The organism is Variovorax sp., assembly GCF_035634955.1.
Classification (GTDB): Bacteria; Pseudomonadota; Gammaproteobacteria; order Burkholderiales; family Burkholderiaceae_C; genus Variovorax.
The window spans coordinates 288,829-309,529 of record NZ_DASQBZ010000015.1 but is presented as its reverse complement, the minus strand read 5'-3'; the positions used below and the strand labels follow the sequence as shown (position 1 = coordinate 309,529).

The 20,701-nt window shown below is 69.6% G+C and carries 20 protein-coding genes; 10 read left to right on the top strand and 10 right to left on the bottom strand.

Annotated elements, in window-relative coordinates; all coding sequences use genetic code 11:
- Positions 1 to 29: 29 nt before the first annotated feature.
- A complete protein-coding gene (gene fba, locus VES41_RS06355) occupies positions 30 to 1,094 on the bottom strand; it encodes a class II fructose-bisphosphate aldolase (protein ID WP_324814411.1) in 1,065 nt (354 codons plus the stop codon).
- Between the two features lie 200 nt (positions 1,095 to 1,294).
- Between fba and VES41_RS06350 the strand changes: the two genes are divergently transcribed.
- A complete protein-coding gene (locus tag VES41_RS06350) occupies positions 1,295 to 1,984 on the top strand; it encodes a murein L,D-transpeptidase catalytic domain family protein (RefSeq protein WP_324814409.1) in 690 nt (229 codons plus the stop codon).
- A 14-nt stretch (positions 1,985 to 1,998) separates the two neighbouring features.
- Here the strand turns inward: VES41_RS06350 and VES41_RS06345 are convergent, their stop codons facing one another.
- The 3 genes from VES41_RS06345 to VES41_RS06335 all read right to left on the bottom strand — a co-directional run bounded on the left by VES41_RS06345 (position 1,999) and on the right by VES41_RS06335 (position 5,937).
- Positions 1,999 to 3,057: a L,D-transpeptidase family protein gene (locus tag VES41_RS06345; RefSeq protein WP_324814406.1), complete on the bottom strand. Its 1,059-nt coding sequence runs from the start codon at positions 3,055 to 3,057 to the stop codon at positions 1,999 to 2,001.
- A gap of 82 nt (positions 3,058 to 3,139) precedes the next feature.
- Positions 3,140 to 4,588, bottom strand: coding sequence for a pyruvate kinase (pyk, locus tag VES41_RS06340; protein ID WP_324814404.1), 1,449 nt, complete (start codon positions 4,586 to 4,588; stop codon positions 3,140 to 3,142).
- A 149-nt stretch (positions 4,589 to 4,737) separates the two neighbouring features.
- Entirely contained in the window at positions 4,738 to 5,937 is a 1,200-nt protein-coding gene (locus VES41_RS06335) for a phosphoglycerate kinase (RefSeq protein ID WP_324815013.1), read from the bottom strand.
- Positions 5,938 to 6,147: 210 nt separating this feature from the next.
- On the opposite strand from VES41_RS06335, the gene VES41_RS06330 reads away from it, so the two are divergent.
- From VES41_RS06330 to VES41_RS06305, 6 genes are all read left to right on the top strand, one after another.
- Positions 6,148 to 6,717 (top strand): VOC family protein, encoded by a 570-nt coding sequence (locus tag VES41_RS06330; RefSeq protein WP_324814401.1) that lies wholly within the window; start codon positions 6,148 to 6,150, stop codon positions 6,715 to 6,717.
- Positions 6,710 to 7,843 carry an alpha/beta hydrolase gene (locus tag VES41_RS06325; RefSeq protein WP_324814399.1) on the top strand — a complete coding sequence of 378 codons (1,134 nt, stop codon included), beginning with the start codon at positions 6,710 to 6,712 and terminating at the stop codon, positions 7,841 to 7,843. The genes VES41_RS06330 and VES41_RS06325 overlap by 8 nt, the downstream gene beginning before the upstream one ends.
- A gap of 50 nt (positions 7,844 to 7,893) precedes the next feature.
- Positions 7,894 to 9,552: an FAD-dependent monooxygenase gene (locus VES41_RS06320; RefSeq protein WP_324814397.1), complete on the top strand. Its 1,659-nt coding sequence runs from the start codon at positions 7,894 to 7,896 to the stop codon at positions 9,550 to 9,552.
- 19 nt (positions 9,553 to 9,571) lie between these two features.
- Positions 9,572 to 9,784 carry a DUF2783 domain-containing protein gene (locus VES41_RS06315; protein WP_324815011.1) on the top strand — a complete coding sequence of 71 codons (213 nt, stop codon included), beginning with the start codon at positions 9,572 to 9,574 and terminating at the stop codon, positions 9,782 to 9,784.
- A complete protein-coding gene (locus VES41_RS06310) occupies positions 9,781 to 10,758 on the top strand; it encodes an MBL fold metallo-hydrolase (protein WP_324814395.1) in 978 nt (325 codons plus the stop codon). Before VES41_RS06315 ends, VES41_RS06310 begins: the two co-directional genes overlap by 4 nt.
- 112 nt (positions 10,759 to 10,870) lie before the next feature.
- Positions 10,871 to 11,842, top strand: a complete 972-nt coding sequence (locus tag VES41_RS06305; protein ID WP_324814392.1) for a tripartite tricarboxylate transporter substrate binding protein — start codon at positions 10,871 to 10,873, stop codon at positions 11,840 to 11,842.
- 22 nt (positions 11,843 to 11,864) lie between these two features.
- Here the strand turns inward: VES41_RS06305 and VES41_RS06300 are convergent, their stop codons facing one another.
- From VES41_RS06300 to def, 5 genes are read right to left on the bottom strand one after another with little or no spacing between them, the layout of a single operon-like run.
- Positions 11,865 to 12,176 (bottom strand): AzlD domain-containing protein, encoded by a 312-nt coding sequence (locus VES41_RS06300; RefSeq protein ID WP_324815008.1) that lies wholly within the window; start codon positions 12,174 to 12,176, stop codon positions 11,865 to 11,867.
- Positions 12,177 to 12,199: 23 nt separating this feature from the next.
- Positions 12,200 to 12,940, bottom strand: a complete 741-nt coding sequence (locus tag VES41_RS06295; RefSeq protein ID WP_324814388.1) for an AzlC family ABC transporter permease — start codon at positions 12,938 to 12,940, stop codon at positions 12,200 to 12,202.
- Positions 12,941 to 13,900, bottom strand: coding sequence for a methionyl-tRNA formyltransferase (gene fmt / locus VES41_RS06290; RefSeq protein WP_324814385.1), 960 nt, complete (start codon positions 13,898 to 13,900; stop codon positions 12,941 to 12,943).
- Positions 13,897 to 14,397 (bottom strand): hypothetical protein, encoded by a 501-nt coding sequence (locus VES41_RS06285; protein WP_324814383.1) that lies wholly within the window; start codon positions 14,395 to 14,397, stop codon positions 13,897 to 13,899. Before VES41_RS06285 ends, fmt begins: the two co-directional genes overlap by 4 nt.
- Before the next feature lie 3 nt (positions 14,398 to 14,400).
- The gene (gene def / locus VES41_RS06280) at positions 14,401 to 14,934 is read right to left on the bottom strand and encodes a peptide deformylase (protein WP_324814380.1); all 534 of its coding nucleotides are present in this window, start codon (positions 14,932 to 14,934) and stop codon (positions 14,401 to 14,403) included.
- Between the two features lie 167 nt (positions 14,935 to 15,101).
- Between def and VES41_RS06275 the strand changes: the two genes are divergently transcribed.
- Genes VES41_RS06275 through VES41_RS06265 form a run of 3 tightly spaced genes read left to right on the top strand, consistent with a single transcriptional unit; the run spans position 15,102 to position 18,046 of the window.
- Entirely contained in the window at positions 15,102 to 16,313 is a 1,212-nt protein-coding gene (locus tag VES41_RS06275) for a LysM domain-containing protein (RefSeq protein ID WP_324814378.1), read from the top strand.
- Positions 16,314 to 16,340: 27 nt separating this feature from the next.
- A complete protein-coding gene (gene dprA, locus VES41_RS06270) occupies positions 16,341 to 17,480 on the top strand; it encodes a DNA-processing protein DprA (protein ID WP_324815005.1) in 1,140 nt (379 codons plus the stop codon).
- Between the two features lie 41 nt (positions 17,481 to 17,521).
- Complete coding sequence (locus tag VES41_RS06265; protein WP_324814375.1) at positions 17,522 to 18,046, top strand: DUF494 domain-containing protein; 525 nt, start codon at positions 17,522 to 17,524, stop codon at positions 18,044 to 18,046.
- Positions 18,047 to 18,247: 201 nt separating this feature from the next.
- On the opposite strand, the gene VES41_RS06260 is transcribed toward VES41_RS06265, so the two are convergent.
- Positions 18,248 to 20,662 (bottom strand): DUF1631 family protein, encoded by a 2,415-nt coding sequence (locus VES41_RS06260; RefSeq protein WP_324814372.1) that lies wholly within the window; start codon positions 20,660 to 20,662, stop codon positions 18,248 to 18,250.
- Between the last annotated feature and the right edge of the window lie 39 nt (positions 20,663 to 20,701).

Here is a 20,701-nt window from a genome sequence, read left to right as displayed (position 1 = left end):
ACTTTGTGGGGCGCGGCGCCGGGTACGGCTCAGACCACTTCCTGCGCCAGTTCGCCCTTGGCGTACTTGGCGGCCACGACCTGCAGCGTCTCGCCCTTGATCTTGGCGCCCTGGCCTTCGCAGCCGAACTCGATGTAGCGCTGCTTGCAGATCTGCTTGGCGGCCTCGCGCGCCGGCTTGAGCCACTCGCGCGCGTCGAACTTCTCGGGGTTCTCGGCCAGGAACTTGCGCACGGCGCCGGTCATGGCCAGGCGGATGTCGGTGTCGATGTTGATCTTGCGCACACCGTGCTTGATGGCTTCCTGGATCTCCTCGACCGGCACGCCGTAGGTTTCCTTCATGTTGCCGCCGTACTGTCGGATGATGGCCAGCAGTTCCTGCGGCACCGACGACGAGCCGTGCATCACCAGGTGGGTGTTGGGAATGCGACGGTGGATTTCCTTGATGCGATCGATCGCCAGGATGTCGCCGGTGGGCTTGCGCGTGAACTTGTAGGCGCCGTGGCTGGTGCCGATGGCAATGGCCAGCGCGTCGATCTGGGTGCGCTTGACGAAGTCGGCCGCCTGCTCCGGATCGGTCAGGAGTTGGTCGCGCGTCATGGTGGCGTCGGTGCCGTGCCCGTCTTCCTTGTCGCCCTTCATGGTCTCGAGCGAGCCGAGGCAGCCGAGTTCGCCCTCGACCGTCACGCCGACCTTGTGCGCGAGGTCGGACACCTTCTTGGTCACGTCGACGTTGTAGTCGTAGCTGGCGATGGTCTTGCCGTCCGACTCGAGCGAGCCATCCATCATCACCGAGGAGAAGCCCAGGTTGATGGCGCCCTGACAGACGTCGGGGCTCTGGCCATGGTCCTGGTGCATCACCAGCGGGATGTTCGGGTACATCTCGACGGCCGCCTCGATCAGGTGCTTGATGAACGGCTCGCCGGCGTACTTGCGGGCGCCGGCGCTGGCCTGCAGGATCACCGGCGCACCGGTTTCCTTCGCAGCCTCCATGACGGCCTGGACCTGCTCCAGGTTGTTCACGTTGAAGGCCGGGATGCCGTAGCCATTGGCGGCGGCGTGGTCCAGCAGTTCGCGCATCGAAACGAGTGCCATGGTGTTACCTCTCGCGGGATTCCGGGGAATGATAGAAATATGAAAACTTGCCCGTGATTCTATCGGCGGGCCCCGGCTGCCCCTGTCAGCCAAGACCGATGCTGCCGGCGGTGCCGCACTCTGCCCCCCAATGGCAGCCGATTGCAATGTTTGTAACGCCCGGGAACCCGCGCCTTGCGTTGCCGGTCTGTTTGCAGGTCATGTCCCGCTCACGCTCCGTCACGCCGGCTTCGCGCCGCGACTTCCTCGCCCGCGCGGCCGGCGCCGCAGGAATCGCGGCACTCGCCGTCCTGCCGTATTCAGCCGCCGCGGCCACGCCGGCGGATCACCCGCTTGCGGCGGCCCCCGGAACCGGCGCCGCGCCCGGCCGCGACCCCGCGTTCGACCGGCTCTGGCCGCTGGTTCAGCGCGAGCTCGACCGGCTCGGCCCGGCCATCCCGCTGCATGACCGCGTCGGCGTGGCCGACTACAGCCTGCCATCGGACCAGCCCAGGTTCTACCTGCTCGACGTGGCCGCGGCCACCGCCAGCAGCTACCTGGTGGCGCACGGCCGCGGCTCCGACCCGGATCACAGCGGGCGGGTGCAACGCTTTTCCAACGACTTCGGCTCCTACGCCAGTTCCGAGGGGGCCTATCGCACCGGCGACCTCTATGTCGGCAAGCATGGCCGTTCGATGCGCCTGGCTGGCCTGGACGAGACCAACGACAACGCCGAGCCGCGCGCGATCGTCATCCACAAGGCCTGGTACGTGAGCCACGGCATCCTCGGGCGCCTGGGCAAGCTCGGCCGCAGCGAGGGCTGCTTCGTGTTTGCCGAGGACGAGGCCGACCTGGTGATGGAAGCCCTCGGCCCCGACCGGCTGCTGCTCGCAGGCCGCTTCGGCGCCTGACCCCGACCCGCCGATCAGCCGCTGACCGGGCGGCGCGCGGGAGACATGGCCGGCCCGTCGGGCCCGTCGCCCGGACGTGCCTGGCTGTCGAGCACCGCCAGTTGCGGGCCCGTGGTGTGCGGCGCCAATGGCTCGTTGGTCACCAGCACCGTCAGTCCAGGCTGCATCAGCGGCTGCACCGACTTCATGAAGCCGGCCGGCAGGCGCACCTGCTCGATCAGCGACTGGTCGACCGGGCGGCCCGCCTCGGCCTCGCGGCCGGGCGTGGGCGCCACCGTCCAGACCATGCGGCCGTCTGCGCCGCGGGTGAGCGTGAGCAGGTGGTCGGCATAGTCGTCCGGCGGCAGCTCGACGCGGGCGCGGCCGATCTCCACGCCATTGCGCATCACCAGCACCTGCCGGTCGGGACGCGACAGGACGACGGACACCGGCCCCTGCGGCGACAGTTCCGGCAGCCAGACGGCCGACGCGTCATCGGCCAGCGCCAGGTGCTGCGCCAGCGCCCCCTGCCCAGGCACTGGCTGCAGCACGCCCGCCGGCATGCCGGCGCCGCCGGCCTTGCCGGCCACCACCACCGTGCCACCCATCTCGGTGATGCCGAACAGCAGCCGCGCGAATTCGTACGGCAAGTGCACGCAGCCGTGGCTTTCCGGGTAGCCGGGCAGGCCGCCCGCATGCAGCGCGACGCCGTCCCAGGTCAGGCGCTCCTGGTAGGGCATGGGCGCGCTGTTGTACTTGTTCGAGCGGTGGTTCTTGTCCTTCTGCAGGATGGTGAAGACACCTGTGGGCGTCTCGTGCCCGGGCTTGCCCGACGAGATGCTGCTGGCGGCGATGCGCACGCCGTTGCGGTAGACATAGGCAAGCTGGCGCGACAGGTCCACGTAGACGGTGATCGGCCCTGCGGGCGCGATGTCCGGCGCCCAGACCCATTCGCCCGGCTTGAGCGCCTCGGCCTGGCGGGCCAGTTCGAGCGGGCTGCTGGTCTTGCTGCCCTGGGCAAGCACCCACTCGCCGGCGACCAGGGGCAGGCTGATGCAGGCCAGGGCGGCCTGGCGACGGGTCAATGTCCTCATGCGGGCGAAGATAGCAGGGCACGGGCCGCGCGAGCGCAGCGCACCCACGCCACGTGGGGAATGCCCGGCACCGCCCGCGCGCTCAGCCCACGGTGCAGATCTTCAGCATGTTGGTCCCACCGGGCGCGCCCATCGGCTCGCCGCAGGTGATGGCGTAGATGTCGCCCTTCTGCACGATGCCGCGCCGCTTGAGGTGCGCCTCGGCCTGGGCCAGCGCGGCGTCGCGGTCGTTCTCGGACTCCATCAGCAGCGGGCGCACGTTGCGGTACAGCGCCATGCGCCGCTGGGTCGCCAGGCGCGAGGTCATCGCATAGACCGGGATGTGCGCGGCGTGGCGGCTCATCCACAGCGCGGTGGAGCCGGACTCGGTCAGCGCCACGATGGCCTTGGCGCCCAGGTGGTGGGCGGTGAACAGCGCGCCCATGGCGATCGACTGGTCAATGCGCGTGTAGGCCTGGCCGCTGAAATCGGTGTCGCGCTTGAGGTCCTCGGCCTGCTCGGCGGCCTCGCAGATGCGGCTCATTTCCTGCACCGTCTCGAGCGGGTACTTGCCAGAAGCCGTCTCGGCCGAGGTCATGACCGCGTCGGTGCCGTCCAGCACGGCGTTGGCGACGTCGCTCACCTCTGCGCGGGTGGGCACCGGGTTGTTGATCATGGACTCCATCATCTGGGTGGCGGTGATCACCACCTTGTCCATGTTGCGGGCCATGAGGATCATCTTCTTCTGCAGCGCGGGCACGGCGGCATTGCCCACCTCCACCGCCAGGTCGCCGCGCGCGACCATGATGCCGTCGCTGGCGGAAAGGATCTCCTCGAGCTTCGGAATGGCCTCGGCCCGTTCGATCTTGGCGATCAGGCCCGGCTTGTGTCCGAATTCGGCTGCCGCCACGTTGCACAGCTGGCGTGCCATCTCCATGTCGGTGCGGTTCTTGGGAAAGCTCACCGCGACGTAGTCGGCCTGGAAGCTCATGGCGGTCTTGATGTCCTCCATGTCCTTGGCCGTGAGCGCCGGCGCGGTCAGGCCGCCACCTTGCTTGTTGATGCCCTTGTTGTTCGAAAGGACGCCGCCCAGGCGCACGGTGGTGTGCACCGCCTCGCCGCGCACCGCGTCGACGGTCAGCACGATCAGGCCGTCGTTGAGCAGCAGCACGTCGCCGGGCTTCACGTCACGCGGAAGGTCCTTGTAGTCGAGGCCGACAGCTTCCTCGTCGCCCAGCTCCGTGCGCGCGCCGTCGAGAACGAACTTCGCGCCGGGCTCGAGCTGCACCTTGCCCTGCGCGAACTTGCCCACGCGGATCTTCGGGCCCTGCAGGTCGGCCATGAGGCCGATCTCGCGCCCGGCGCGGCGCGAAGCCTCGCGCACCATGGCCGCCCGGTCGATATGGTCCTGCGCCGTGCCGTGGCTGAAATTCAGGCGCATCACGCTGACCTTGTTGCGGATCATCTGCTCGATCATCTCGAGCGTGCTGGTGGCAGGGCCGAGGGTGGCGACGATCTTGGTGGCGTGACGGGGAAGGCGTGGTGTGGCCATGGGCGGTGTCTCCTGTTTTGACTTGTGGCTATCTCACATCGAAATATATCATTGCACCATGTGAGAAATGTGACTGACGCCGGGCATTCCGACGAACGGCCGGCCGTTGTCGCATCCATGCACCGGCAGCTCGCCCTGCCACGCCGTCCTCAGGCGCCGGCAGCCCGGCGGGTGAGGATCTCGAAGGCCGGCAGCGTCTTGCCTTCGAGGACTTCGAGAAAGGCCCCGCCGCCGGTGGAGATGTAGTCCACCTGCTTCTCGATGCCGTACTTGGCGATGGCCGCGAGCGTGTCGCCGCCGCCGGCGATGGAGAACGCGCTGCTGCCGGCAATCGCCCGCGCGATGGTCTCGGTGCCCTTGGCGAAGGCGTCGAACTCGAACACGCCCACCGGGCCGTTCCAGACGATGGTGCCGGCCTGGCGAAGCTGTTGCGCCAGCTGCGCGGCCGTCTCGGGACCGATGTCGAGGATCAGGTCGTCCTCGGCCACGTCGGCGGCTGCCTTCACGGTGGCCGGCGCGTCGGCGGCGAAGGTCTTGGCGACCACCACGTCCACCGGGATCGGCACGGCTGCGCCACGCGCGCGCATGGCCTCGATCACCGCCTTGGCCTGGCCAACCAGGTCCGGCTCGGCCAGCGACTTGCCGATCGGCAGGCCGGCAGCCAGCATGAAGGTGTTGGCAATGCCGCCGCCGACGATGAGCTGGTCCACCTTGCTCGCCAGGCTTTCCAGGATGGTGAGCTTGGTGCTCACCTTGGAGCCGGCGACGATGGCCGCCAACGGGCGCTTGGGATTGCTCAGGGCGCGGCTGATGGCGTCGATCTCGGCCGCCAGCAGCGGGCCGGCGCATGCCACCTTGGCGTATTCGGCGATGCCGTAGGTCGAGGCCTCGGCGCGATGCGCCGTGCCGAAGGCGTCGTGCACGAAGATATCGCACAGGGCCGCCATCTTCTTCGCCAGCTCGGGGTTGTTCTTCTTCTCGCCCTTGTTCAGGCGGCAGTTCTCCAGCAGCACGACATTGCCGGGCTGGACGTCGACGCCGCCGTCGACCCAGTCGGAAACGAGCGGCACCTCGCGGCCCAGCAGCTCGCCCAGACGGGCCGCGACCGGCGCCAGCGAATCCTCGGGCTTGAACTCGCCTTCGGTCGGGCGGCCCAGGTGCGACGTGACCATGACGGCCGCGCCGGCATCGAGCGCCATCCTGATGCACGGCACGGAGGCGCGCACGCGGGTGTCCTCGGTGATGCGGCCGGCGTCGTCCTGCGGCACGTTGAGATCGGCGCGGATGAACACGCGTTGCCCGGAGACCTTGCCCTGGGCGCACAGATCGGAGAAGCGGATGACGTTCATGGTGATGCGAAGCATGCGGCGGGGCGCAGAGCCCGGCCGGGTTGATGGAAAAAGGCGAAAGCGCCCATTCTAGGAAGGGGCAGGGCGCGGCGCCCGAGCGGCCCTCGCGCAGGCCGGCCACCGCCAGCCCGCCATTTCATAAAACCCATTAATGAATTCATCAATTTATTTCGATTGATTCATGGACGCGTGCGCCGTTCAATGGCGGCCATGAGTGCCCACGTCCCCGCCCCTGCCGCCGCGCCCGCCGACGCCGCGGTCCCCGTGCACGGCCTGCATCACTTCGCATGGCGCTGCCGCGACGCCGAGGAAACCCGCCGCTTCTACGAAGACCTGCTGGGCCTGCCGCTGACGCACGTCATCAAGAGCGACCACGTGCCCAGCACCGGCGAGTACTGCCCGTACGTGCACATCTTCTTCCAGATGGCCGACGGCGCCTACATCGCCTTCTTCGACCTGGGCGACGACACCGCCGCGCTGCCGTCGCCGAACACGCCCGCCTGGGTCAACCACCTGGCATTGCGAGTGGCCTCGAAAGAGGCGCTGCTGGCGGCCAAGGCGCGCCTCGAGGCGGCCGGCGTGGAAGTGCTGGGCGTGACCGACCACCACATCATCGAGTCGATCTACTTCTTCGACCCGAACGGCATCCGGCTCGAACTGACCACGCCCAGCGTGCCGCCGGAGGTGATGGACGCCCACGCCAGAGCGGCGCATGCCGAGCTGGCGGCGTGGACCACGCTCAAGGCGCAGCGCCAGCGCGAAGGAGGCCAGCATGGCTGATCCGACCCTCCAGCTGGCCGTGATCGACGTCAAGCCCGGCGCGGCGATGGAGAGCCAGTCGGGGCTGCAGATGCTGCGCCCACGCATCTATGGCGCGTCCATGTCGCCGGCCGACGGCAGCAAGCGGGTGGCCGCGATCGTGATGCACCCCACCAGCAACTTCATGGGGCACTACCTGATCGCGCCACTGGCCGCGCGCGGCGTCACCTGCATGGGCCTGAACTCGCGCTACATGGGCAACGACACGGTGCTGCTGATGGAGCGGGCGATCCAGGACCTGGGCGCCGGCGTCAAGCACCTGCGCGCCGCCGGCTACGACAAGGTGGTGCTGATCGGCAATTCGGGCGGCGCCGCGCTGGCGAGCTTCTACCAGGCACAGGCGGAAAAGCTCACCGCCCACCATTTCCCCGACGGCGACCCGACCCACCTGCATCCGGACGACCTGCCACCGGTGGACGGCATCGCCCTGTGCGCCGCGCACCTGGGCCGCTCGCGCCTGCTGCGCGACTGGATCGACCCGGCCGTCACCGACGAGCATGACGTGCTCTCGTGCGACAGCGCGCTGGACATGTACGACCCGCGGCACGCGCTGCCCTACGACCGCGATTTCCTGGCCCGCTTCTCGGCCGCCCAGGCCGCGCGTCTGGCGCGCATCGAGCAGTGGGCGCTCGACCGGCTGGCACTGCTGCGCGCCACGCCGGGCGCGCCGCGCGACCAGGCCTTCGTGGTCTACCGCACGCACGCCGACCCGCGCTGCCTCGACCTGACGCTCGACCCGAACGACCGCGCCCCCGGCAGCGTGTGGGGCGACGCGCGGCAGGTGAACTACTCCTGCAACGCCATGGGCCGCACGACCTCGCTCACCGCTTTCCTGTCGCAATGGTCGTCGCGCTCGCAGGCCGACGGCCCGGACAACCTGGCGCGCACCACGTCGCCGGCCCTGCTGCTGACCTATACGGCCGACCAGTCCACCTTTCCGAGCACGCGCGACACGTGGCTGGCGGCCGGCGGCGCGCGCATCCGCAACGTCGACATCGTCGGCGGCAACCACTACCTGGCCGGCCAGCCGCACCTGGTGCCGCAGGCCGCCGACGCCATCGCCGAATGGGCGCACGCCCTGCGCTGAACGCGCCTTCTGCAAGTAGCGGCGTGCCATCCGAGAGACAAGAGCCATCCATGCCCCCCACGACAGAAGAATTCCGATTCGCCGAGCCGTACGAACTGCCGCAGTGGCCGTTCCAGCCGCCGCCGGAGCTGGCGCAACCTTCCGCAGAGATCACCCGCCATCCGATCGTGATCGTCGGCGCCGGCCCGGCCGGCCTGACCCTCGCCTGCGACCTGGCCAGCCGCGGCGTGCAATCCGTGCTGCTGGACGAGGACGACACGGTCGGCGTACGCGGCGCGTCCTCGCGCGGCATCTGCTATGCCCAGAAGAGCCTGGAGATCTTCGCCCGCCTGGGCCTGTACGAGCGCATCGCGGGCAAGGGCATCACCTGGTCGCTCGGGCGAACCTTCTCCGGCGCCGACGAGGTCTACAGCTTCAACCTGCAGACCGACAGCTGTTCGCAGCAGCCGCCCTTCGTCAACCTGCAGCAGTTCTACCTCGAGTGGTATCTCGTCGACCGCATCCTGGCGCTGGGACTGACCGACGTGCGCTGGAAAAACCGCGTGACTCGGGTCGAGCCGCTGCCGGACGGCGTGCGCATCCACGTCGAGACACCGGCCGGCAACTACGCGATAGAGGCGGACCACCTGATCGACGCGACCGGGGCCAACAGCCCGATCCGCACCCAGCTGGGCATCGAGTGCCGCGCCTCGCGCAGCACCGACCGCTGGTGCATCAGCGACGTGCGCTTCGCCAAGCCGCTGCCGGCGGAACGCTGGACCTGGGTGGATGCGCCCTTCAACGAGGGCCGCGGCGTCTGGCAGCACCTGATGGGCGACGGCGTCTGGCGCATGGACTACCAGATGCCCGAGGACTGCGACACCGCCGAGATCAGCCGGCCCGAGGTCGCCGGTGCGCGGCTGCGCGAGCAGCTGGGGCCGGACATCGAGTTCGAGTTCGTGTGGATCGGCCCCTACGGCTACCGCGACCATCTGCTCGATTGCTTCCGCCACGGCCGCATCCTTTTCATCGGCGACGCGGCGCACGTGGTGAGCCCCTTCGGCGCCCGCGGCGGCAACACGGGCATCCAGGATGCGGCCAACCTGGCCTGGAAGCTGGCACTGGTGGTGCAGGGCCGCGCGGCCGATGCCCTGCTCGACAGCTATGACGCCGAGCGTCGCCCCGCGGCGCAGGAGAACCTGCAGGTCACCAGCCGCTCGGCCCGCTTCCTGGCGCCGCGCTCGCCGGTCGAGCACCGGCTGCGGCGCGCGGTCATCGCGCTGGCGGCGCGCCATCCCTTCGCGCGGGCGATGGTCAATACCGGCCGCATGTCGGTGCCCAATGCCTACCCTGCGGCGCCGTTGCTGCCCGAAGGCGCGCAGTCGGTGCAGAACCTGCCGCTGATGCTCGACGGCGTGCCCACGACCATGTCACGCCTGCTGGACGGCGGCACCCATGCCCTGGCGCTGGCCATCGCGCCGACCCGCGCGCAGGCCCAGGCGCTGCAAGCCGGCCTGGGCGACGAACTGCCGGTGCGCCTGCTCGCCGTCGGCGGCGAAGGCCCGCTGCCGACGCTCACGCCGGACCCGGCACTCGCCCGCCAGCTGGGCGAGCCGCCCGCCGGCCGCCTGGTGCTGGTGCGGCCGGACGCCTACCGCCTGGCCGGCCATGTCGCCGCCACGCCGGATGCGTTGGCCGCATTGCTTCGCTGCGCCCTCGCGCTGAACTGAAACCATGAGAACGAACACGATGATCACCACGCCTCACATGACCGACCCCGACGGCTTCTATGCCGGCTGGCTCGCCGCCCACGAAGGCCTGACCGAATCCGCCAGCGCCGACCTGAACGCGCGCCTGGTCCTGCTGCTGGCCAACCAGGTGGGCGACCAGGCGGTGCTGATGCAGTGCATCGCCGCGGCCGCCGAAAGCGGCTCGGCCGCCAGCGCCGGGAGTGCCGCATGAGCGCCGCCTCCTCCACGCAAGCCAAGGTCTCCTTCGCGTCCGCCACCGACACGCGCGAGCAGAAGCCCCAGTTGCGCGAACTCGGTCCCGGCGTCTGGGGCTACATCAGCGACTTCGACCCCAACTGCGGGTTCATCGTCGGCGACGACCAGGTCGTGCTGATCGACACGCGGCCCACACCGCGCATGGCACGCGACTTCCTGGCCGACATCCGGCGCGTGACCGACAAGCCGATCCGCACCATCGTGCTCACGCACTATCACGCAGTGCGGGTGATGGGCGCGAGCGCGTTCGCCGAGGTCGAGCAGATCATCGCCAGCCAGGGCACGCTCGACTGGATCCGCGAGCGCGGCCAGGCCGACTTCGACTCCGAGGTGGGGCGCTTTCCGCGCCTGTTCGCCGGCGTCGAGGAGGTGCCCGGCCTGACACGGCCCACGGTGTCCTTCGAACGGTCGATGAGCCTGTGGCTGGGCCGTCGCGAGGTGCAGCTCAAGTGCCTGGGGCGCGGCCATTCGGGCGGCGACACCGTGGCCTGGCTGCCCGACTGCGGCGTGCTGTTCTCCGGCGACGTGGTCGAGAACCGCTGCGGCGTCTACGCCGGCGATGCCTACATCCAGGACTGGGCCGGCACGCTCGACGCCGTGGCCGCCCTGCGCCCGCGCGTGCTGGTGCCCGGCCGCGGCGCCGTGCTGCAAGGCGAAGCCGCCTGCGCCGAAGCGGTGGCGCTGACCCAGGAATTCCTGTCGACGCTGTTGTCCAGCGTGCGCGCGGGCATGGCCGCCGGGGACTCGCTGCACGGCTGCTTCCAGCGCGCCGAAAGCGCGATGAAGCCGCGCTTCGGCGACTGGCCGGTGTTCCAGCACGTGCTGCCGTTCGACGTCTCGCGCGCCTTCGACGAGTTGTCGGGCATCGAACACCCGCGCGTCTGGACCGCCGAACGCGACCGGGAGCTGTGGGACCAGCTGCGCGGTTGAGCCGCGAACGACTGCCCGCGCTGCAAACCGCAGCCGCGCCGAGAGGCCAGGCTGCCTCGGTCCTGGCGTCCTGCGCCGGTGACCACTTTCATTTCAACACTGGAGACAAATGATGAGAAGACTGCTTCGCCTGCTGGGCGCGGGACTGATGCTGGCTGCGGCCGGTCAGGCTTTCGCGCAGGGCACCTATCCCAGCCAACCGGTCAAGTGGATCGTGCCTTACGTGGCCGGCGGCGGTACCGACAACCTGGCGCGCGCGCTGGCCGAGGCGATGCAGCCGTCGCTCGGCCAGCCGATCGTGATCGACAACCGCCCGGGCGCCTCGACCAACATCGGCGTGCAGGTGATGCTGCAGGCCAAGCCGGACGGCTACACCATCATGCAGGCGGAGAACGCGGCCCTGCTCTTCAACGAGCACATGTTCGCCAAGCTGCCCTACAAGCCGGCGAAGGACTTCACGTACATCGGCACGATCGGCCGCTTTCCCGTGGCGCTGGTGGTCAACCCGGCCTTTCCGGCGCGTGACGTGAAGGAGTTCGTGGCCTACGTGAAGGCCCACCCGGACTCGGTCAACTACGCCTCGCCGGGCAACGGCTCGCCGCACCACATGGCAATGGAGCTGTTCAAGCAGAAGGCCGGGCTGTCGATCCAGCACGTGCCCTACAAGGGCGCCGCGCCGGCCATGACCGACGTGATGGGCGGGCAGGTGCCGGCCATGATGCTGGACCTGGCGTCGGGCCTGTCGATCATCCGCGCCGGCAAGGTGCGGGTGCTGGCGATCGCCCTTCCCGAGCGCAGCGCCATGCTGCCCGACGTGCCGACGTTCAAGGAGCTCGGCTACGCCGACGTCAATGCCTTCGCCTTCCATGGCCTGATCGGTCCGGCAGGCATGCCGCCGGACGTGGTGGCCCGCCTGAACGGGGAACTGCACAAGGCGATGCAGGCACCCAAGGTGCAGAAGCTGTTCGCCGAGTTCGGCTTCGAGCCCCTGCCCGGAACGCCGCAGGATTTCTACCGGCTCTCGCGCGAGGAAAGCGCTCGCTGGGGCCGCATCATCGAGACGGCAGGCGTGCGGCTCGATTGAACCGGGGCCGCGCGCGGCGCGCCTACCAGCCCAGACCGAGGTGCAGGGGCATGTAGACCGCCATGCCGGCCACCATGGTGCCGAGCACGCCGCGCCGCCAGAAGTAGTAGGCGCAGCCCACGATCGCCGCGTAGATGCGTGCATCGCGCCAGGTGTGGGCGAACACGCCGGCGGTCATGACGATCTCCGGCAGCACGACCGCGGCCAGCGCGGCGATGGGCGCGTAGTGCAGCGCCCGATGCGCCCAGCCGGGCAAGCCCCAGGGCCGGTCGAGAATGAAGAAGAAGCAGCGCGTGACCACGGTCACGCAGGCCAGGCCGACGATGACGCCCATGGTCCACCAGTCGATGCCCTCGGTCACCGGTCGTCCTCCGCGGCCGGGTTGGGCACGAAGCCCTTCTCGATCCAGAAGCACAGCAGCACCGCCACGCCGATCGCCACCACGATGTTGAGCTTGAGCGGCAGCGCATAGGCCGCCACCGCGGTGGCGCCGGCGATCAGCGCGGCCAGCACCCGCAGGCGCGACGTGGCCATCGAGCACAGGATGCCGACCAGGCTCAGCACCCCCGCGAACCCCAGGCCCCAGGTCTGCGGCACCAGGTTGCCCAGGCCGACGCCGACGAGACTCAGCCCCATCCAGGACAGCCAGGTGACGAAGTAGCCGCCGGTCAGGTACGCCTCCTGGTGGGCGCGCTGGTCGGCGGTGCTGGCCGGTTCGGGGAAGCGGCCGGTGAACAGGGCATAGCTCATGTCGGCGGTCAGGTAGCCGTGCGTCATGCGCCGCCAGCGCGGCATGTGCATCAGGTACGGGCGCAGGTGCAGGCTGAAGACGACGAAACGCAGGTTGACGCAGAAACCCGTGGCCAGCACGACCCACAACGGCGCGCCTGCCACGACCAGCGGGATGGCCGCCAGCTGCGAGCTGCCGGCATAGACCAGCAACGTCATGGCCACCGACTCGAGCACGCTCATGCCGGACTTGACCATGGCCACGCCGGTCATCAGGCCCCAGGCGCCAATGCCGAGCGCCACCGGCGCCATGTCGCGCAGGCCTTCGCGGAACGCCGGATGCCGGCGGATGGAGGCGACGAAGAACACTTACTGGCGGTCGAAGGCCTGTCCGGCCTTCAGTTCGAAGCCGCGCAGGAAGTCGCTGGCGGGCAGGCGCTTGCCGCCGGCGCGCTGCAGTTCGGTCACGAGCAGGTCGCCTTGTCCGGTGGCCACGCGCACGCCCTCGGTCCCGGCCGCCAGCACCGTGCCGGGTGCAGCCTCGGCGGCGGATGGCGTCAGTGCGCTGGCGCGCCACAGCTTGACGGTTTCGGGGCCGATCTGCCCTGCCGCGCCGGGGAAAGGGTCGAAGGCGCGGATGCGCCGCGCGATCTGCTCGGCCGGCTGCGTCCAGTCGATGCGCGCCTCGGCCTTCTCGATCTTGTGCGCGTAGTTCACGCCGTCGGCCGGCTGGGGCACCGGCTCGAGCGTGCCGGCTTCGGCGGCGCGCAGCGCCTCGACCACCAGCCGCGCGCCCTGCGCTGCCAGGCGGTCGTGCAGCTGCGCGCTGGTGTCCTGGCCGATGGCCAGCGACTCGGCCAGCAGCATGTCGCCGGTGTCCAGGCCGGCGTCCATCTGCATGATGGTTACGCCGGTATGGCTGTCGCCGGCCTCGATGGCGCGCTGGATCGGCGCGGCGCCGCGCCAGCGCGGCAACAGCGAGGCATGGATGTTCAGGCAGCCCAGGCGCGGCAGGTCCAGCACCCATTGCGGCAGGATCAGCCCGTAGGCGGCGACCACCATCACGTCCGGACGGGCAGCCAGCAGCGCCTCGCGCGCGGCGGCCGCGTCCTCGGGGTACTTTCCGTCGAGCCGCAGGCTGCGCGGCTGCGCCACCGGCCAGCCGTGCGCAAGCGCGCACTGCTTGACCGGCGATGCCTGCAGCTTCATGCCGCGCCCGGCCGGGCGGTCCGGCTGGGTCAGCACCAGGGGAATGTCGAAGCCCGCATCGGCGATGGCCTGCAGCGCGGAACGGGCGAATTCCGGCGTGCCCGCGAAGACGACTCTCACCAGCGAAACCGATCGTCCACGGTCAGGTCGTCACCCGTGTGATAGCGCCTCACCACGCCCTGCGGATCGATGTAGATGTACAGGATGCGCGGGTTGTTGATCTGCCGGTAGCGCCAGGACCAGACCTTGCCGTTGAACGACGTCACCTCGGTGATCTCGTACGGCCGGCCGTAGGTGCGCATCACGTCCTGCTGCGTCCACTGGCCGACCTGGATCACCTTGTCGAAATAGCGCTCATCGAGCTCCTGGATGACCGAGACCACGCGGCCATTGGCATCGAGGTCGACGTTGGTCACCTCGAAGCCCATCGGCAGGCGCGAGTACTGCAGGCGTTCGCCGGCGGGCAGCGGGTAGGAGGCAGTCGGCGGTCCCAGGCGCTGCAGCGCCTCGGCCTTGGTCGCCCCTGGCGGGAGCCGCGCCGGATCGCTGGCGCAGGCCGCCAGCACGGCCACTGCCGCCAGCGAGGCGCCGGCGCGAAACAGCATGTCAAGGCGCATGGCTCATGCCCTCCGGGTGCGTTGCGCTTCGCGCTGGTCCTCGCGCATCTGCTTGAGCAGTTTGCCCTTGATGCGGTTGCGCTTGAGCGGCGACAGGTATTCGACGAACACCTTGCCCAGCAGATGGTCCAGCTCGTGCTGGACGCAGACCGCCAGGATGCCCTCGGCTTCGTAGCGGCGCAACTCGCCATGCTCGTCCAGCGCCTGGACCTTGACCGCGGTGGACCGCTCGACGCCGTCGTAGATGCCCGGCACCGACAGGCAGCCTTCTTCGTTGAGCACCTTCTCGTCGCTGGCCCAGGTGATTTCCGGGTTGATCAGCACCATGGGCTGGTCGCGCTCCTCCGAGACGTCGATCACCACCACGCGCTCGTGCACGTCGACCTGCGTGGCGGCCAGGCCGATGCCGTTGGCCGCGTACATGGTCTCGAGCATGTCCGCCACGAGGGTGCGGATGCGCGCGTCGACCTGCTGCACCGGCTTGGCCACCGTGTGCAGACGTGGGTCGGGGTAACTCAGAATGTTTCGTTTTGCCATGGAATCTCGCCCGGATGTGGCTATTTTCGCCACTTCCGCCCGGGACGGCGGCGCGGCGGCCGGATAAACGTTGCCCCCTCCGGGGCTTCAAGCGCAGAATTCGTTGCAAATTGTGAGGATTTGTTCGTCGGGCGCCGCCGCGTCCGCGGCCTGCACATCATTCGACCATGAATACTCTGCCATCGACCCCGCGCCCCGGGCGCCAGACCCTGCTTGCCAGCCTGGCGGCGCTCGCAGTGCTCGGCGGCGGCGCCACGTCGGCCGATGCGCAGCAGTACCCCGTCACGCCCCAGCAGCGCGCCGTCGCGCAAGCCACGGCCCAGAGCGGCATCCCGGTCAGCGAGCTGAGCCCCAACGCGCCTGACGAATACACCGTCAAGCGGGGCGACACTCTGTGGGACATCTCGCGCATGTTCCTGCGCAGCCCGTGGCGCTGGCCCGAGCTGTGGGGCATGAACCTGAACGACATCAAGAATCCGCACCTGATCTATCCGGGGCAGGTGCTCTACCTGGAACGCAGCAACGGCCGGGCGCGCCTGACCACCCGCGCCGGCGCGGGCGGCGGCACCATCAAGCTGACGCCGCGCACGCGCTATGACTCGGTATCTGACCTGGCGCTGCCCACGCTCAACCCGGCGCTGATCGAGGCCTTCCTGACCGAGCCGATCGTGGTCGACAAGGACACGCTGGCCAATGCGCCGCGCATCGTCGCCGGCCGCGACGACCGGGTGCTCCTGTCGCGCGGCGACCGCCTCTATGCCGCCGGAGACGGCCCGGCGCAACTGATCGAGAAGCCCGGCCCGATCCAGCAGTTCCGCATCTTCCGCGACGCAACACCGATGGTCGATCCGGCCACCGGCGAAATCCTGGGCTACGAGGCGCAGTACCTCGGCCGGGCACGCCTGGAGCGCAGCCAGACCACCGAGACCCAGATGGACAACGGCAAGATGGTCACCAGCAACGTGCCGGCCACGCTGGACGTGGTGGCCGCGCGCGAGGAAGTGCGCGCCGGCGACCGCCTGGTGCCCGAGCCGCCGCGCCAGCTGGTGAGCTACGTGCCGCGCGCGCCGTCGGCGCCGGTCGAAGGCGGCCGCATCATCTCGGTCTATGGCAACGCGGTGAAGTACGCCTCGCAGAACCAGGTGGTCGCGATCAACAAGGGACTACGCGACGGCATCGAGAGCGGCCACGTCATGGCCATCCTGAAGAACGGCGCGGTCATCACCGACCGCACCAACGGCGAGAAGGAAACGCTCAAGCTGCCCAACGAGCGCATCGGCCTGCTGATGGTTTTCCGCCCGTTCGAAAGAGTGTCGTACGCTCTGGTCCTCGAGATCAGCGACGTGCCGCAAGCCGGTGACCTGCTGGTCAATCCGTAGGGCACATTCACTCGACATTCCTTGGGTCTGACGCGCGACGAACTTTCCGACTGGCTTCGACTGGCACTGACCCCGGGGGTCGGGCCGGGCACCGCACGCCGGCTGCTGGCCGCCTTCGGCCTTCCCGGCGCCATCTTCGCGCAGCCGCGCACGGCCCTGCTTCAGGTGGCGACGCCGGAGCAGGCGCAGGCGCTCGGCCAACTGCCCGAGGCGCTCCCCGCCCTGGTGGCCGACACCTGGCAGTGGCTGCAGGCTGACCCCGGCGTGCGGCGGGTCGTGACGCTGGGAGACCCGGCGTATCCCCAATCGCTGCTGGAAATCGCCGATCCGCCGCTGCTGCTCCACGTGCTGGGGCCGCCGCAGTTCGACCTGACGCAGTTGCGCCAGGCCATCGCAGTGGTCGGCAGCCGCAATCCCACGCCGCAGGGGCTCGGCCATGCCAAGGCGTTCGGGCGCGCGCTCGGGGAGGCCGGCTGGACGGTCATCTCCGGCCTGGCGCTGGGGGTGGACGGCGCCGCCCACGAAGGCGCGCTGGAAGCAGCCGGCAACGATCCCCGGCAACTGGCCACGGTCGCGGTGGTGGGCACCGGGCTGGACCGCGTCTACCCGGCCCGGCACCGGCCGCTGGCCCAGCACATCGCCAGGCAGGGCCTGCTGGTCAGCGAGTTTCCGCTCGGCACGCCGCCGCTGACGCAGAATTTTCCGCGCCGCAACCGGCTCATCGCCGGGCTGGCACGCGGCACGCTGGTGGTCGAAGCGGCGCTCCAGTCGGGCTCGCTGATCACCGCCCGCCTGGCCGCCGAGCAGGGCAAAGACGTGTTCGCCATCCCCGGCTCGATCCATTCGCCGCAGGCACGGGGCTGCCATGCGCTGATCCGCCAGGGCGCCAAGCTGGTCGAGAAGGTGCAGGACATCCTGGAAGACCTGGGCGCGCAGGTGCCACCGGCGGCGCCTTCCGATCGCCAAAGCGGAGCCGAAACAGAACCCCAGGAAGCCGACGACCCCATGCTGGCGGCCATCGGCCACGACCCGGTCGGCCTGGACGCGCTGGTGGCACGCACCGGCTGGCCGGCCGCGCAGCTGCAGGCACGCCTGCTCGAACTGGAAATCGACGGCCACGTGGCGCGCCTGCCGGGCGGGCTGTTCCAGCGCATCGGGCAGGCCTGATTTTCCCGCGCGCGGGCGCGTCACTCGGCTATATTGGCTGCATGTACGACGTGCTCGTTTTCGTTTATGAGAATTTCTGGCAAGGCGACGCCTGCCCCGAATCCGAGCAGTTGAGCCTCAAGCTCAGCGCCAAGGGCTTCGAAGCCGCGGACATCGCCACCGCGTTGCAATGGCTCGACGGCCTGCGCCTGGCCACGCAGGAACTCCAGCCTGCCGCCGGTGCAGCCCAGGTGCCGCCGGTTCGGCTGGGCGAGGCGCCGGCGGGCCCGGCCGCGATCACGCTGGCCCAGTCGGCGAACGCCATGCGCGTGTACTCCGTGGCCGAGCAGGAACAGCTCGGCGCCGAATGCCTGGGATTCCTGCGTTTCCTCGAGGACTCGCAGGTGCTGGCCCCCGGCATGCGCGAGGTCATCATCGAGCGGGCCATGGCGGCCCCGGATGCGCCGGTGTCGCTGGACGAACTCAAGATCATCGTGCTGATGGTCTACTGGAGCACCGGCATCGAGCCGGATGCGCTGGTGCTCGACGAGCTCTGCGACGACGCGCAGGACCGGGTCGCGCATTAGCTTTTTGCTCGCCCCCAGGCTGCGCGACATTTCGTGTCGCTCCGCCAACCCCCTGCCGGGGGCAAAACCTGCGGCCTGGCGGAGCCAGTTCCGCGGCGTTCCACACCCAGCTCTCTTGCGTTTCTGTGATGGTTGCGGGGTGGCTTTGCGCGAGGGCGTGGCTTGGGCGACGGGCTGCGCGAGCTGTTGCTCGCGGGTGCGTCAGTCCAGCAGGCGCTCGGGGTTGGCGTCGAGCTTGGCCAGGGCTTCGCGGGTGGCGCGGACGGTGAGGGTTTCCTCTTCGGCGGGGACCAGCAGGCCGGCTTGCAGGTAGGAGGCCAGGCGGCCGGCCTGGATGAGGAAGCTGCGGCCGCCGGTGGCGGCGAACAGGTGCAGCTGCTTGCGGTCGCTGCGCCAGACGAACTGCACCTGGGTGACGCGGTTGTTGTGGTCCAGCATGAACCAGTTGCCCACCTGCAGGTCGTGCGCCCAGGCCAGCATTTCGTCGCTCACCTTGGTGCCGGTGTCCGGCACGACCTCGATGGTGGAGGCGTCCACGCCCAGCAGCAGTTCGATGCTGGCGGCGTCCAGCGGCAGCTGGGCCGCGCCCTCGTCGCTGAAGAAATCCTCGAGGTTGGCCAGCCGCTTGGACATGGCGTCGATCTGCGCGGCCGGGATCGCGTCGGTCTTGGACATGAAGGCGTCCGACAGCGTCTCGCCGATGACCCGGATCTGCTGCTCCTGCGGCTCGCCCTCGATGCCCATCAGGGCCATGCCCTGCCGCAGCCGCTGCAGCAGGTTGGGCAGGTCCTGGATGACGCGCGCGCGATCGGTGCGGCTCGGCTTGGCGCTGGCGGCCCAGACCAGGTCGGCGGCGGCGCGCTTGAGCGTGACGGTCTGCTGGTCCTGCGGACCGTAGCGCAGTGCCGCCATGGCCAGCACCTCGGCCCAGATCTTGAACAGGAACTCCCGGATCTCGTCGCGCACCGGAATGTCGTTGAGCATCTTGCGCAGCTCGATGGTGTACTGGATCGCCATCGTCTCCTTCTGCTCGACCTGCTGCGCCACGCTCATCAGGCGCTGGGTGGCGTCGCTCTGCGTGAGGTACTTGGACAGGAAGGCGACGAACTCGTCGTACACCAGCTTGAACACGCGCTGGCCGGTCTCGGGGTATTGCTCGATGACCTGCACCACGCGGCGGATCTCGCCCTCGAGCGCACTGCCCGAAATGGCGGCCGCGTCGAAACCCATGACACACGAGCCCATGCGGTCGATCAGCATGCGCGCCGGGTGCTGCAGAGTGCCGAAGAACTCCGGCTCGGCGATCGCCACGCGCAGCACCGGCATCTGCAGCCGCGCGAACCAGACACGCGCGGAGAACGGAATGCGCTCCTCGGCCAGGATGGCCTGGAACATCAGCGCCACGATCTCCACGGTGGCCTTGTCGGCGGTGGTCGGCGCCTTCTTCTTGAGCTCGGCGGTGCGCCGGCGCATGTCGACCACGCTCTGCTGGATGGCGGTGGCCTCGTCGCCCACCACGTAGCGCGATGCGGCGGCGCGGTAGGCCACCTCGGCATCCATGATGGCCTGGACGAAGACCGGCGAGCCGGCACCCGGCGCCATGCCGCCCCCGCCGCCGGCCGCGACGCCCTGGGCGGCGCTGCCGCCGACGAAGTCGCTGCCCAGTCGGGCGCTGACAAAACGCTTGAGGCCCGAGAGAACGCCTTGTGCGCGCTGGCGCGCCGCGACGAACGGCGAGCCGCCCCCAGCCGCGGACGCCGTGCCCGCACCGTTGCCGGCCATGGCGCCATGCGCGGCACCGCTCCAGGCGGCCTGCGCGCCGCCGGGATTGACGCCGATCGCGGCCGGTGCAAAGCCGCCGGGCATGCCCGCATCGCCCGCCAGGCCGGCGGCCCGGCTGTTGCTGCCACCGCCACCGCCTCCAGCCACGCCCATGCCCATCGCAGCCGAAGAGGGCGCACCGTGCGCACGCTTCACGAATCCCTTGAGATCGATCTCCGGCATGACGCCGCGCGCCACCAGGAAGGCGTTGGCCTCCTTGTAGGCCTGCTGCACCACGTCCAGGATCTGGGCCTGCACGACGTCCTGCACCTTGGTCCACATCGGGCGCGACAAGCCGGCGGCCAGCCACTGGTCGACCAGGTTCTTGGCCAGGACCTCGGGCCGCAACACGTCCTTCTGGCCGAGTTCGCTCGTCCCCTCGAGGTGCTGGATGCGCAGGCGCAGGTCGTTCAGCTCGAAGCTGGCCTTGTCCTGGATGACCAGCGCCAGGCGCGACGACAGGATGTTGTTCTCGACCACCTCGTCGCCGATGAGTTCGAGCCCGAGGCTTGCGGAAGTCTGCGTGCCGGCGGTCGAGGCGCTCGCCAGCGCCTTGCGCCATCCGGCCGCTGCCAGTCCGACCCAGCGCGACTGGTGTTCGGCGAAGGCGACCAGGTCGTCCCGGTTCTGATGCATCTCGCGCACGTTGCCGGTCTGGCTGGCCAGCACGTCCAGCCGGCTCCGGATGGCCTGTGCGGTGGGCGCGATCACGCCCTCGGTCGCGGCAACGAAGCGTTCTCGCGCCTCGCGCGCAATCTGTCGTGCGGTCTCCTGGGAACGCTCTTGGCTGCTCATGTAGGGATTGGGGGCGCTAGATACCGGCAGGCCCTAGCT

What these genes read in the sequence shown, in the direction of transcription:
- fba (WP_324814411.1), bottom strand. Translation starts at nt 1,094, where the DNA reads ATGGCACTCGTTTCGATGCGCGAACTGCTGGACCACGCCGCCGCCAAT.
- VES41_RS06350 (WP_324814409.1), top strand. Translation starts at nt 1,295, where the DNA reads ATGTCCCGCTCACGCTCCGTCACGCCGGCTTCGCGCCGCGACTTCCTC.
- VES41_RS06345 (WP_324814406.1), bottom strand. Translation starts at nt 3,057, where the DNA reads ATGAGGACATTGACCCGTCGCCAGGCCGCCCTGGCCTGCATCAGCCTG.
- pyk (WP_324814404.1), bottom strand. Translation starts at nt 4,588, where the DNA reads ATGGCCACACCACGCCTTCCCCGTCACGCCACCAAGATCGTCGCCACC.
- VES41_RS06335 (WP_324815013.1), bottom strand. Translation starts at nt 5,937, where the DNA reads ATGAACGTCATCCGCTTCTCCGATCTGTGCGCCCAGGGCAAGGTCTCC.
- VES41_RS06330 (WP_324814401.1), top strand. Translation starts at nt 6,148, where the DNA reads ATGAGTGCCCACGTCCCCGCCCCTGCCGCCGCGCCCGCCGACGCCGCG.
- VES41_RS06325 (WP_324814399.1), top strand. Translation starts at nt 6,710, where the DNA reads ATGGCTGATCCGACCCTCCAGCTGGCCGTGATCGACGTCAAGCCCGGC.
- VES41_RS06320 (WP_324814397.1), top strand. Translation starts at nt 7,894, where the DNA reads ATGCCCCCCACGACAGAAGAATTCCGATTCGCCGAGCCGTACGAACTG.
- VES41_RS06315 (WP_324815011.1), top strand. Translation starts at nt 9,572, where the DNA reads ATGATCACCACGCCTCACATGACCGACCCCGACGGCTTCTATGCCGGC.
- VES41_RS06310 (WP_324814395.1), top strand. Translation starts at nt 9,781, where the DNA reads ATGAGCGCCGCCTCCTCCACGCAAGCCAAGGTCTCCTTCGCGTCCGCC.
- VES41_RS06305 (WP_324814392.1), top strand. Translation starts at nt 10,871, where the DNA reads ATGAGAAGACTGCTTCGCCTGCTGGGCGCGGGACTGATGCTGGCTGCG.
- VES41_RS06300 (WP_324815008.1), bottom strand. Translation starts at nt 12,176, where the DNA reads ATGGGCGTCATCGTCGGCCTGGCCTGCGTGACCGTGGTCACGCGCTGC.
- VES41_RS06285 (WP_324814383.1), bottom strand. Translation starts at nt 14,397, where the DNA reads ATGCGCCTTGACATGCTGTTTCGCGCCGGCGCCTCGCTGGCGGCAGTG.
- def (WP_324814380.1), bottom strand. Translation starts at nt 14,934, where the DNA reads ATGGCAAAACGAAACATTCTGAGTTACCCCGACCCACGTCTGCACACG.
- VES41_RS06275 (WP_324814378.1), top strand. Translation starts at nt 15,102, where the DNA reads ATGAATACTCTGCCATCGACCCCGCGCCCCGGGCGCCAGACCCTGCTT.
- VES41_RS06265 (WP_324814375.1), top strand. Translation starts at nt 17,522, where the DNA reads ATGTACGACGTGCTCGTTTTCGTTTATGAGAATTTCTGGCAAGGCGAC.
- VES41_RS06260 (WP_324814372.1), bottom strand. Translation starts at nt 20,662, where the DNA reads ATGAGCAGCCAAGAGCGTTCCCAGGAGACCGCACGACAGATTGCGCGC.